We start from the raw sequence: 12,531 nt of genomic DNA, 5'->3' as shown, positions 1-12,531 counted from the left end.
CGCCCGATTTCCCCTAGGAGGCCCCATGTCGGAGACGACGCCGTTTCGCCGCGTCCTCGTGAAACTCTCCGGCGAGGCCCTTCAGGCCCCGGACGGCTACTGGCTCCACCCGCCGACCCTCGCGGCCCTCGCCGAGGACATCGCCCAGACGCTGCAGGCCGGGATTCAGGTGGCGCTGGTGGTCGGGGGCGGCAACGTGATCCGCGGCGCACGGGTCTCGGCGGCGGGCTGGATCGACCGGGCCACCGGCGATTCCCTCGGCATGATCGCCACCGTGATGAACTCGCTGGCCCTCGAGACGGCGCTCAACGCCGCGGGCGTCACCGCCCGCACCATGTCGGCGGTGTCGATGCCGACCATCTGCGAGACCTACGCGCGCCAGCCCGCCCTGCACCACCTCGACAAGGGACAGGTCGTGGTCCTGGCGGGCGGCACCGGCAACCCCTACTTCACGACCGACACCGCCGCGGTGCTGCGCGCCGCCGAACTCAAGTGCGACGCGGTGCTGAAGGCGACCCAGGTCGACGGCGTCTACTCGGCCGATCCCAAGCAGGATCCCAGGGCCGTGCGCTACGACCGGCTCACCCACGACGAGGCCATCGCCCGCGACCTCAAGGTGATGGACACCGCCGCCTTCGCGCTCGCCCGCGAGAGCCGGCTCGCCCTCGTCGTCGGCTCCGTCCACGCGCCGAGTTCGGTGACGGCGATCCTGACCGGCCGGGCCCCCGCCACCCGCGTGGTGCCGTGACGCGGCGCGGCCCGGAAACGACCAGCGCCGGAGCCATTTGCGACAGGTCGGGTTTTGGTTCATTGAAGCCGGAACGAGGGGCGGGCGCCCGGGGCGCCGGCTCCGCGCGCAGGCTCCGTCTCGGGAAGAGCAGGAATGGCCACCCCCACCTTCGATCTCGCCGACATCAAGCGCCGCATGCAGGGCGCCGTGAACTCGCTCAAGCACGACCTCGGCTCGCTGCGGACGGGCCGGGCGAGCCCCACCCTGCTCGACCCGATCCAGGTCGAGGCCTACGGCGCGGCGATGCCGATGGCCCAGGTCGCGACGATCAGCGTGCCGGAGCCGCGCCTCCTCAGCGTCGCGGTCTGGGACCGCGGCATGGTGAGCGCGGTCGAGAAGGCGATCCGCGAATCCGATCTCGGCCTCAACCCGATGACCGAGGGCCAGACCATCCGGCTGCGCATCCCCGAGATGAACGAGCAGCGCCGCAAGGAGATGGTGAAGGTCGCGCACAAATACGCCGAGGAGGCCCGCGTCGCCGTCCGCCACGTGCGCCGCGACGGCCTCGACCTGCTCAAGAAGCTGGAGAAGGACGGCGCCATCAGCCAGGATGACGAGAAGCGCCAGGCCGATCAGGTGCAGAAGGTCACCGATCAGCACATCGCCGAGGTCGATCAGACCTTGGCCGCGAAGGAAAAGGAGATCATGCAGGTCTGATCGGGATCGGCAGGGATCTTCCACAACGGGTGCGCACGGGCCGGCAGGGCCCGTCCGACAGGTCGGGGCGGGGATGGCGGGCGACGGCAAGACGGCACTCCTCGCGGACGCGCAGACGAGCGCGGGCCAGTCGAACGGTGGCCAGTCGAACGGCGGCAAGGCGCGCGACATCCCGGCGCACGTCGCCATCATCATGGACGGCAACGGGCGCTGGGCCGCCCGCCGCGGCCTGCCGCGCGCGGAGGGCCACCGCCGCGGCGTCGAGGCGGTGCGGCGGGCCGTGCGCGCCGCGCTCGAATTCGGCATCGGCTACCTCACGGTCTACAGCTTCTCGTCCGAGAACTGGCGCCGGCCCGCGGCGGAGGTCGCGGACCTGATGGGGCTGCTCAAGCTGTTCGTGCGGCGCGACCTCGCCGACCTGCACGCGAACGGCGTGCGGGTGCGGATCATCGGCGCCCGCGAGGGCCTGCCCGCGGACATCGCCGCCCTGCTGCGCGAGGCCGAGGAGCGCACCGCCGCCAATACCCGGCTCACCCTGGTGGTCGCCTTCAACTATGGCGGGCGCCAGGAGATCGTCCGCGCGGTGCAGTCCCTTGCGCGGGCCGTGCAGGAGGGGCGGCTCGCCCCCGAGGCGATCGACCTCGACGCCGTGGCGGGCGCCCTCGACACGCGGGGGATCCCCGACCCCGACCTGGTGATCCGCACCTCGGGCGAGCAGCGGGTGTCGAACTTCCTCACGTGGCAGACCGCCTACTCGGAATTCGTGTTCCTGCCGGACCTGTGGCCGGATTTCGACCGCGCCGCCTTCGCGGCGGCGATCGACGCCTATCAGGGCCGCGAGCGCCGCTTCGGCGGGCTCTCCGCGCAGGCGGGCTGATGGCGCCCCCCGGCAAGGTCCCGGCCGGCCGCGCGGGCTGGCCGGCGAGCGAGCTCGGGCTGCGCGCCGTCTCGGGCGCCGTGCTGGGCCTCGCGGTGCTGGCCGCCACGCTCACCGGCGGCTGGCTCTTCGCCCTGGTCTGGCTCGCGGCCGGGCTCGCCATCGTGGGCGAGTGGCTCGCCATCACGGGAACGCGGCCCTACCGGCCCCTGCTCGGCCTCGCCGGGCTGGTGCTGGCCGGGCTCGTCGCCGGGGCGCGGCTCGGGGCGCCCGCGCCCTGGCTCGCCGCCGGCGCCGGGGCGGGCGCCGCGCTGCTCGCGCTCCTGGCCCGGCCGCCTGCCGGCCGGCTCTGGGCCCCCTTGAGCCTCGCCTGCGCGGGCGTCGTCGCCCTCGTGCCCGTGCTGCTGCGCGACGATCCCCGCATCGGGCTCGCCGGGCCGCTCTGGCTGTTCGGCACGGTCTGGACCACCGACATCGCCGCCTACTTCACCGGCCGGGCGCTGGGCGGCCCCAAGCTCTGGCCGGCGGTGAGCCCGAAGAAGACCTGGTCGGGCTTCTGCGGGGGACTCCTCGGCGCCACCCTGGTGGGCGGCGCCATCGCGGCGAACGCCGCCCATCTGGGCGGGGCGGCGAGCCTGCCCGCGGCCTCCGCCCTGCTTCTCTCGGCGCTGGGCTCGGTGCTGAGCCAGGGCGGCGACCTCGCCGAATCCGCCCTCAAGCGGGCCTACGGCGCCAAGGATTCCGGCCGCCTGATCCCGGGCCACGGCGGCGTCATGGACCGGCTCGACGGGTTCTTCGCCGTGGCGCTGCTCGCCGGGCTGATCCTGGCCCTGCAGGCCGGGTGAGGGCCCGCAGGGCCGGCGGCTGCGCCGGCGGCGGCTACGTCGGCGGCGGCTACGCCGCCTGGATGGCGTCGAGGAAGCCGTCGACCTCCCGCTTCACCGTCAGGGATTGCGAGGCGAGTTCGGCCGCCGCCGCGAGAACCTGCGAGGCCGCGCCGCCCGTCTCGCTCGCCGCGCTGAGCACCCGGGTCGCGCTGGCGGAGACGTCCTGCGTGCCCCGGGCCGCCTCGCCGGCATTGCGCGAGATCTCGTTCGTGGCGGCGGTCTGCTCCACCACGGTCGAGGCGATGGTGCCGGTGATCTCGTTGATCGACGCGATGGTGGCGCCGATCTGCCGGATCGCCGCGGCGGCCTGCTGCGTGGCCGCCTGGATCGCCGCGATCTGCCCGCCGATCTCGTCGGTCGCCCGGGCGGTCTGACCGGCGAGCTCCTTGACCTCGGCGGCGACGACCGCGAAGCCGCGCCCCGCCTCCCCGGCCCGGGCGGCCTCGATGGTCGCGTTCAGGGCCAGCAGGTTGGTCTGGCTGGCGATCGAGGAGATCATCGTCACGGCCGCGCCGATGCGCTCGGCCGCCTCGCTCAGGGAGGCCATGCTGGCGTTGGTCGCCTCGGCCTCCCGCGTCGCCAGGGTGGCGACCTCGCTGGAGCGCAGCACCTGCCGCTCGACCTCCTGGAGCGAGGCCACCATCTCCTCGGCGGCGGTCGCGACCATGCGGACATTCGCGGCGGTCTGCTCGGCGGCGGTGCTCGACGCGGCGGCCTGCTGGTTCGTCCCGTCGGCGACCCGCGTCATCCCGCGGGCGGTGGCGTCGAGCTCGGTCGCGGCCGAGGTCACGATCTCGAGCGCCCCCGCGATGCGCTGCTGGAAGCCGCGCACGAGTGCGTCGACCCGGTCGGCCCGCCGCTGGCGGGCGGATTGCGCCTCGGCCTGGGCCGCCTCAAGGGCGATGCGGTCGAGGGCGTTGCGGCGGAAGACCTCGACGGCCGCGGCCATGCGGCCCATCTCGTCGGACGTCCCCTGAGCCGGCACCTCGACACCCATGTCGCCCTCCGCGAGGCGCCGCATCGCCTCCGTCATCCCGATGATCGGCCGGACGATGCTGCGCGCGATCAGGACGGCGAGCGCGGCGCCGAGGACGAGGACCAGCCCGACCAGGACGAGCTGGGTCAGGCGCGCGGCCTCCACGGCGGCGGCGGCCTCGGCCCGCGACGCGTCGACGACCTCCTGGAGCTTGCCCTGGACCTTGGTCGCGTCGTCGGAGATCGCGGAGACTGCCGGCTTGATGCCGGATTCGTAGGCCGCCCGCGCCTCGGCCATGGCGGCGAAGGTGGACTCGAACGCCGCCGCGTAGGCGTCGAGCGCGCCCTCGACGGCGCGGATCGCCGCGGCGGAGAGCCCCTTGGGGTCGGTGCGCCGAAGGGTCTCGAGCGCGTCCTGCGCCTTGCCGACATGGGTCCGGAACGTGACCGCCCCATTCGGATCGAGGGTGGCGAGGAAGCGCCAGTTCGAGACCCGCGTCAGGAGCACGGCCGCCTCGACCGCGGCCACCTGCGCGACCTGGGCGCTGATGTCCCGCTCCCTGATCTCCGCCGTCAGCCCGCCGGTGAGCCGCGTCAGCTCCTCACCTCCCTTGAAGAGCCTGTCCTTCTCGCGCAGGACCGCCCGGCCGGCCTCGGCGAGGCGGTCGATCTGCGTCCTCAAGTGCCGGGCGTTCGCGCTGACCCGCAGGTAGATCTGCCGCCGCTCGTCGGTGAGCGCTTGGTTGACCATCCGGAGGCTCAGCTCCTCCAGGGCGCCGCGGCTCTCCTGCATCCGGGCGATCAGCTCGGGCGACCAGGTCGCCCGGTAGGCCTCGGACTGCTCGGCGAGGCGCGCCGCCAGCGCGGTGGCGTGCGTGGCCCTGCGGGCCCGCGCCTCGAACCCCTCGCGCGCCTCGTAATTGTCCATGGTGAGGCGCTGCTGCCGTAGGGAGAACAGACCCAGTCCGGCGGTGAGCAGCACCAGGATGCCGAAACCCGCGTAGAGCCGCCACCGAATTCCCAGCTTCATTTTCGTCCACCCTGCAGTTTTCCGCAACGTCATGAGGGTGCAGACTGGTTAAAAAAATGCTTTACATGCCGCGATTCGGCTCGGAATCTTGGTTGCGCCGCACTATGCGGGAGACTTGCGCCGGCCGGACCGAGGCCCCGGGCCGCAGGCCGTCCGGGGCGGACGGGCGCCGCGGCGCGGGCGCGCGGGCGGGTGCGAAACCGGACGGATTGCCGATCGGCCCTCCGCTTCGATATGGCTTCCGGGACCAGTGAGGATCTCAGACCTTGACGCGCACCGTCACCGTGCTCGGGGCGACCGGCTCCATCGGGCGCTCCACCGCCGACCTCCTCGACCAGCACCGCGACCGCTTCCGGGTCGCCGCGGTGGCGGGGGGCAGGGACGCCGCCTCCCTGGCCCGCGTCGCCCGCGCGCTCGGGGCCGAGTTCGCGGCCCTCGCCGATCCGGAGGGCGGGCCGGCCCTGCGGGACGCCCTCGGGGGCAGCGGCATCGCCTGCGGGGCCGGGCCGGAGGCGGTGGTCGAGGCGGCGAGCCGCGAGGCCGACCTCGTCGTGGCGGCGGTGAGCGGCGCGGCGGGGCTCGGCCCGACCCACGCGGCGATCCGGCTCGGGCGCACCGTCGCCCTCGCCAACAAGGAGAGCCTCGTCTGCGCGGGCGACGCCTTCATGCGCGACGCGCGGCGCTACGGGGCCCGCATCCTGCCGATGGATTCCGAGCACAACGCCCTCGCCCAGGCGATCGGCGAGGGCAAGGTCGAGGACATCACCCGGATGACCATCACGGCCTCGGGCGGGCCCTTCCGCACGGCCCCGCGCGAGACCATCGCGGCGGCGAGCGCCGCCCAGGCCGCCGCCCACCCGACCTGGTCGATGGGCATGAAGATCAACATCGATTCCGCCACCCTGATGAACAAGGGCCTCGAACTCGTCGAGGCGCACCACCTCTTCGCCATCGAGGCCGAGCGGCTCGACGTCGTGGTCCACCCCCAATCCATCGTCCACGGCCTAGTGACGTGGCGGGACGGGGCGGTGACGGCCGGGCTCGCGATGCCGGACATGCGGGTGCCGATCGCCCATTGCCTCGGCATCGGCGAGCGCCTGACCGTCGCGCGGGGGCGCCCCGTCGACCTCGCCGCCACCGGCAGCCTCACCTTCGAGCGACCGGACGAGGAGCGCTTCCCCTGCCTGCGCATCGCGAAGGCCGCGCTCGCCGCGGGCGGCGCGCAGCCGACGGTGATGAACGCCGCCAACGAGATCGCGGTCGCGGCGTTCATCGCCGGGCGCATCGGCTTCTACGACATCGCCGCCCTCGTCGAGCGGGCCTGCGCGGCCTTCGCGGCCCGCTTCCCCGCCGCCCCGGCCGACGTCGGGGAGGCGCTCGCCATGGACGACGAGGTGCGGCGCTGGAGCGCGCAGGCCCTCGGCTGACCGGCACCGCGCCATCCGGCCGAGAATCCCGCTCCCGCATCGTGCCCGGCGCCGAAATCGCCGCCGAAGTCGCCGCCGAAGCGGCCGCCGCTCAGGCGCACGGTGGCGTGCCGCCCGAGCGCGCCGTTAACCGCGGCCGGAGCCGGGCGGGGGCGGCGCATCCGCGCCCTGTCCTCGGCGCACGGGAAGCGGTATGACAGGCGGATGCGCGCCCGGGCCCTCGGCCCCGGACGCCCGGGGCGGAAGCCGGTCGCGGCCGGACCGCGCCCCGGGTCTTGATTTTGCCGCACGTCCCGACGGACCGGCCCCCGGCTTGGTCGGGACGTGCACTGAGAGGAACCGGCGGATGCCGGGCGGGCCGACATGACCTTTCTCAACGCCCTGACGGAGACGACCGGCAGCCTCCTCTACATCGTGCCGTCGTTCCTGTTCGTGCTGACCGTGGTGGTGTTCATCCACGAACTCGGCCACTTCCTGGTCGGCCGCTGGTGCGGCGTCGGGGTGACGAGCTTCTCGATCGGCTTCGGGCCGGAGATCGCCGGCTTCACCGACCGGCGGGGCACGCGCTGGAAGCTCTCGGCGATCCCGCTCGGCGGCTACGTCAAGTTCGTGGGCGACCAGAACGGCGCCAGCGTGCCCGACCCCGACAGCCTCGCGCGGATGAGCGCGGACGAGCGCGCGATCAGCTTCCACACCCAGCCGGTCTGGAAGCGCATCGCCATCGTGGCGGCCGGTCCGGCGGCGAATTTCCTGCTCGCCGTGCTGGTCTTCGCCGGCTCGATCTACGCCCTCGGGCGCATGGAGGTGACGCCGCTCGTCTCCGGGATCCAGCCCGGCAGCGCCGCCGCGCGGGCCGGCTTCCAGGTCGGCGACGTCGTCCAGGCGATCAACGGCCGGCCGGTGACGCACTTCGCCGATATGCAGCGGATCGTCTCGGGCAGCGGCGGCGAGACGCTCCGCGTCACGGTCGAGCGCGGGGGCGTGCGCACCACCCTGGAGGCCGTGCCCGACACCGTGCAGGAGAAGACGCCCTTCGGCACCCACCGCCTCGGGCGGCTCGGGATCCAGGGCCCGCGCGACGCCGCCGACGTCAAGCTCGCCCGCTACGGCCTGGTGGATTCCCTCAGGATCGGCGTCTCCGAGACCTACTACGTGGTCGAGCGCACCTTCGACTACATGGGCAAGCTGATCACCGGGCGCGAATCGGCCGACCAGCTCTCCGGCCCGATGGGCATCGCCCGGGTCTCGGGCCAGGCCGCCAAGGCCGGGGGCCTCTCGGCGGTGATCGGCCTCATCGCGGTCCTGTCGGTCTCGATCGGGCTCATCAACCTGTTCCCGGTCCCGCTTCTCGATGGCGGCCACCTGATGTTCTACGCCGTCGAGGTCCTGCGCGGCCGCCCCCTGAGCGAGCGTGCCCAGGAAATCGGCTTCCGCATCGGCCTCGCCCTCGTGCTCATGCTCATGCTGTTCGCCACCTGGAACGATATCGTGCAGATCGGCACCTCCTGGACCCGCGGAACCTGAGGCCCGCGCCGGGAGAAGCTGGCAATTCGAGCGATCGCGTTCAGCCTTTCCGCACAGGTCCCGACATAAATTCGTCGGGATCATGGGCGCTCATCTGCGCGAATCCCGATCTGGGCCGGCGCGCGACGGCGGTGCTTCAGGGCTTGCTGACTCTGCCGCGCGAAAGCCGGCGGGGATCCCGTGACAGGAAGGCCACGTCCCCCCAAAATCCCGGTCCGATGCGAGCTTGGCGTTTGCTTCGCGGGGGATTCTCAGTAGAAGCGGGCGAGGACCAGACGGTCCCCGCCCTCCTCGCAGAGGGTCGGCGACCCGCGGGTGCGAACCCGGACCGATAAAAAAGAGACGGGCCATTTGATGATGTCGATGACAGGGAAGCGCGCGCGCGTGTCGGCCACTGGCGCCATCATGATGGCAGCCGGACTGGCCGCGGGTGGCGCGCAGGCGCAGCAGGTCGTCGTGCAGGGCAACAGCCGCGTCGACGCCGACACGGTGCGGTCCTACGTGACCGGCGTGTCGCCCGAGGAGGCCCGGCGCAATCTGATCGCGAGCGGGATGTTCTCGGACGTCCGGGTCTCCCAGAGCGGCGGCCGCACCGTGGTGACGGTGCGGGAGAACAACACGATCAACCGCGTCGTCTTCGAGGGCAACAAGAAGGTCGAGAAGAGCACTCTCGAGAGCATCGTCGAGGCGAAGTCCCGCGCGGGCTTCAACCCCGCCGTGGTCCAGTCCGACGTCGAGCGCATCCGCGAGGTCTACCGCCGCTCCGGCCGCGGTCTCGCCAAGGTCTCGTACCGGACGGTGGACCTGCCGAACGGCTCGATCGACGTGATCTACACCATCGACGAGGGCGACAAGACCGGCATCAGGGAGATCCACTTCGTCGGCAATCAGGCCTATTCCGAGGGTCGCCTCAAGGACCTGATGACCTCGACGGAGATGAACCTCCTCAGCTTCGTCAAGACCTCGGACGTCTACGATCCCGACCGGATCGCCAACGACCTCGACCTCGTGCGCCGCTACTACCTGAAGAACGGCTACGCCGATTTCCGGGTCGTCTCCGCGGATGCGCGCTTCGACGAGGGCGCGGGCGGCTGGATCATCACCGTCACGGTGGAGGAGGGTCGGCAGTACCGGGTCGGCGCGGTGGCGATCGACTCGCGGCTCGGCGGCGTCGACGGCGCGACCCTGCGCGACGAGATCCGCACCGAGGTCGGCGACGTCTACAACGCCGAGGACGTGGAGCGCACCCTGACCGGCGTCACCACCGAGGTGGCGCGCCGCGGCTATCCCTTCGCGCAGGTCCGCCCGACCGGCGAGCGCGACCGGGCCTCCGGCACCGTGGCCCTCGGCTTCGTGGTCGAGGACGGCCCGCGCGTCTACGTCGAGCGCATCAACGTCCGCGGCAACACCCGCACCCGCGACTACGTGGTCCGGCGCGAGCTCGATTTCGGCGAGGGCGACGCCTACAACCGCGTCCTCGTGGACCGGGCCGAGCGGCGCCTGAACGGGCTGGGCTTCTTCAAGAAGGTCCGCTTCTCGAACGAGCCGGGCTCGTCGCCCGACCGCGTCGTCGTCAACATCGACGTCGAGGATCAACCCACCGGCTCGTTCTCGGTGGCGGGCGGCTATTCCACGGCCGACGGCGTCATCGGCGAGGTCTCGGTCTCGGAGTCGAACTTCCTCGGCCGCGGCCAGTACGTGCGCCTCGGCGTCTCCGCCGGCCAGTACACCCGCGGCATCGACTTCTCCTTCACCGAGCCGTACTTCCTCGGCTACCGGCTGGCCGCCGGCTTCGACGTGTTCAGCAAGTACAGCGACCTGACCCGCTACTCGCGCTACGTGACCGACGTGACCGGCGGCCAGCTGCGCCTCGGCCTGCCGATCACCGAGGAGTTCGGCATCACGCTGCGCTACTCGCTCTACAACACGACCCTCAAGATCCCGAACACCCTGAAGCGCCCCTACAACGATTGCTCGTTCCCGCTCGCGGGCTACACGGCGGTCAACGCGCTCGGGCAGGCGCTCTACCCGAACTGCGCCTATGACGGCGAGGCCTCGATCGCCCTCAAGGAATCGGTCGGCGACACGCTCACCTCGCTGGCGGGCGTGACCCTGGCCTACTCGACCCTCGACAACCTGCAGCTGCCGCGCAACGGCTTCTACGGCGAGTTGAAGCCCGAATTCGCCGGTCTCGGCGGCGACTCGAAGTTCTTCCGCGTCACCGGCGAGGCCCGCTACTACAAGGAGCTGTGGGAGGACGTCGTCGGCTTCGTGAAGATCCAGGGCGGCCACATCATGCCGACCGAGGGCAACACGCTGCGGATCACCGACCAGTTCTTCCTCGGCCCGTCGCTGGTGCGCGGCTTCGCGCCGAACGGCATCGGCCCGCGCGACATCGGCTCGACCGATTCCCGCTCGAACGCGCTCGGCGGCACCACCTATATCGGCGGCACCGTCGAGGTGCAGTTCCCGATCTGGGGCATCCCGAAGGATATCGGCCTGAAGGGCGCCATCTTCGCGGATGCGGGCACGCTGTTCGGCTACAAGTCCAAGCGCACCTTCGACGTCAACGGCGACGGCATCATCAACGGCTTCAGCCCGGTCGGCGGCTGCAACTTCAACACGTTCACGATCGGCGTCGAGCCCGAATGCGTGAACGTGCGCGACCAGGCGACTCTGCGCTCCTCGGTCGGTGCCTCGATCCTCTGGAACTCGCCGCTGGGCCCGATCCGCTTCGACTACGCCTACGCCCTCACCCGGGACGAGGGCGTGCTGACGGCGGGCGGCAAGGTCGGCAAGGACCAGCTTCAGGCCTTCCGCTTCTCGGGCGGCTCGCGCTTCTGAGCCCTCCCGGACGCGGCAGGGCGCCGCCACGGCGGCGCGCCTCGGCAGGGATGATCGATGCGGCACCCGTTCCCCCCGGAACGGGTGCCGTTCCGTTGAATGCCCCACGCCGCCTCGGACCAGCGGTCATCCGACATCCGACGGATTGCTTCGCCATCTCCGATTTCGGCCATGCGGATGTCGTCCGCGCTCAGGCGCCGCGCTCAGGCGCCGCGCGGGCTTGGGATCCGGGACCCGCTTCGATCAAGCGGATCCCGGATCCCTCCTCATGACCGCTGGTTCCGTTCTCGACGTGTCGCCAAGCCCTTTTTGCGCCAGTCCTTTTTCCACCAAGCCTGTCTCGCCACGCCTTCGGCGTGGCGCCGAGAATTCGCGAGGCTCGACGGCCCGCCGCGCCGGCATCCCGGGTCGTCGGGATCACAGGGCCGGGCCGCCTCGCAGCAGGTGATCCCTGACCGCCACGACGCGCTGCTGGCGAAGCGCGCCCGGGTTCCAGGCCAGGTAGAGGGCGTTGTCCGGCCCCTCGCGGGCGGTCGGCAGCTCGGTCAGCCGCCCCAGCGCCAGCGCCTCGGCGCAGACGTAGTCCGGCAGCACCGTCCATCCCACGCCCGCCACCGCCATGCCGGTCAGGAGGCGCAGGTCGGGCGCCGTCGCGACGGCCTGCAGGTCCGGGAGCCCGTCGAAGACCTGCGCGAAGAAGGGCCGGATCAGCGGCAGGCCCTCGTCGTAGGCGATGCACGGCAGGCCGCGCAGGATGTCGGCCGCGACGATGCGGCCCTTCGCGCGCGCGGCGAGCGCCGGCGCCGCGACCAGCAGCAAGCGCTCGCGGCCCAGTTCGGCGAAGCCGAGGCCCCTGCCCTCCGGCAGCGAGGCGGTGACGGCCAGATCCGCGTGGCCCTCCCCCAGGGCGGCGTAGATGCGGTCGCGGCCCCCCGTCCCGATGCGCAGCCGCAGCCCCTGCGCCACCAGCGGCGCCAGCGCCGGCCCGATGCGCGCGGAGAGGTAATTCGGCCGGACCGACCAGGTGCACGGTGCCGGAGAGCTGGCTCGAGCGGGCGCGGGCCGCCGCCATCACCGCGTCGATGCGGTCGAGGGCGGCCGCGACCGAGCGGGCGAGATCGTCGGCCGCCGGCGTCGGGCTCACGCCGCGCGCCTGCCGGACGAAGAGCGGCCTTCCGAGCTGCCCCTCCAGCGCCGCGACGTGGGCCGAGGCCGCCGGCTGGGTGATGCCGAGCTGCCGCGCCGCGCGGGTGATCGAGCCGGCGCGGTAGGCGCAGAGGAAGGTGCGCAAGGAGACGAGGTGGCTCATCACCGGCAGCGGGCATGGGAATGTTCCCGTTCCCTACCGCGACGGGCGATGCCTGTCCTCTCCCTCGGGCAGGCATGGCCCGGGGGCCGACCCGAGCATGGCGGGGGCCGGTCGCTGGATGGCCCCGCCGCCTCGCCAGGTGGGCAGCCCGCCACGCGGCAGCGGCCTGCGGGTGACCCCGCGGAGCGGTCATCTCGATAGGCGCGACGAG

At 72.5% G+C, this 12,531-nt stretch carries 9 protein-coding genes and 1 pseudogene; 7 read left to right on the top strand and 3 right to left on the bottom strand.

Annotated features, from left to right (window positions below; all coding sequences use genetic code 11):
• Positions 1-25 precede the first annotated feature (25 nt).
• From pyrH to MET2598_RS0124355, 4 genes are all read left to right on the top strand, one after another.
• The gene (gene pyrH, locus MET2598_RS0124370) at positions 26-748 is read left to right on the top strand and encodes a UMP kinase (protein ID WP_012330609.1); all 723 of its coding nucleotides are present in this window, start codon (positions 26-28) and stop codon (positions 746-748) included.
• 135 nt (positions 749-883) lie between these two features.
• Positions 884-1,447: a ribosome recycling factor gene (frr, locus tag MET2598_RS0124365; protein WP_012330610.1), complete on the top strand. Its 564-nt coding sequence runs from the start codon at positions 884-886 to the stop codon at positions 1,445-1,447.
• 73 nt (positions 1,448-1,520) lie between these two features.
• Positions 1,521-2,324: an isoprenyl transferase gene (locus tag MET2598_RS0124360; RefSeq protein ID WP_012330611.1), complete on the top strand. Its 804-nt coding sequence runs from the start codon at positions 1,521-1,523 to the stop codon at positions 2,322-2,324.
• Entirely contained in the window at positions 2,324-3,169 is an 846-nt protein-coding gene (locus MET2598_RS0124355; RefSeq protein ID WP_012330612.1) for a phosphatidate cytidylyltransferase, read from the top strand. The genes MET2598_RS0124360 and MET2598_RS0124355 overlap by 1 nt, the downstream gene beginning before the upstream one ends.
• Positions 3,170-3,218: 49 nt before the next feature.
• Here the strand turns inward: MET2598_RS0124355 and MET2598_RS0124350 are convergent, their stop codons facing one another.
• Positions 3,219-5,216, bottom strand: coding sequence for a methyl-accepting chemotaxis protein (locus tag MET2598_RS0124350; RefSeq protein WP_018262675.1), 1,998 nt, complete (start codon positions 5,214-5,216; stop codon positions 3,219-3,221).
• Positions 5,217-5,482: 266 nt separating this feature from the next.
• On the opposite strand from MET2598_RS0124350, the gene dxr reads away from it, so the two are divergent.
• From dxr to bamA, 3 genes are all read left to right on the top strand, one after another.
• Positions 5,483-6,643, top strand: a complete 1,161-nt coding sequence (gene dxr / locus MET2598_RS0124345) for a 1-deoxy-D-xylulose-5-phosphate reductoisomerase (RefSeq protein ID WP_018262674.1) — start codon at positions 5,483-5,485, stop codon at positions 6,641-6,643.
• Between the two features lie 363 nt (positions 6,644-7,006).
• Positions 7,007-8,167, top strand: coding sequence for an RIP metalloprotease RseP (gene rseP, locus MET2598_RS0124340; protein ID WP_012330615.1), 1,161 nt, complete (start codon positions 7,007-7,009; stop codon positions 8,165-8,167).
• Between the two features lie 354 nt (positions 8,168-8,521).
• A complete protein-coding gene (gene bamA / locus MET2598_RS0124335; protein ID WP_012330616.1) occupies positions 8,522-11,011 on the top strand; it encodes an outer membrane protein assembly factor BamA in 2,490 nt (829 codons plus the stop codon).
• A 417-nt stretch (positions 11,012-11,428) separates the two neighbouring features.
• On the opposite strand, the gene MET2598_RS43045 is transcribed toward bamA, so the two are convergent.
• Complete coding sequence (locus tag MET2598_RS43045; protein ID WP_018262671.1) at positions 11,429-11,977, bottom strand: substrate-binding domain-containing protein; 549 nt, start codon at positions 11,975-11,977, stop codon at positions 11,429-11,431.
• A gap of 217 nt (positions 11,978-12,194) precedes the next feature.
• Positions 12,195-12,320, bottom strand: a pseudogene (locus tag MET2598_RS43040) (helix-turn-helix domain-containing protein); the annotation flags it as partial.
• Positions 12,321-12,531: the final 211 nt, after the last annotated feature.

Source organism: Methylobacterium sp. WSM2598 (genome assembly GCF_000379105.1).
In the GTDB taxonomy this organism is placed as follows: domain Bacteria; phylum Pseudomonadota; class Alphaproteobacteria; order Rhizobiales; family Beijerinckiaceae; genus Methylobacterium.
This window is presented reverse-complemented; position numbering and strand designations above follow the sequence as displayed.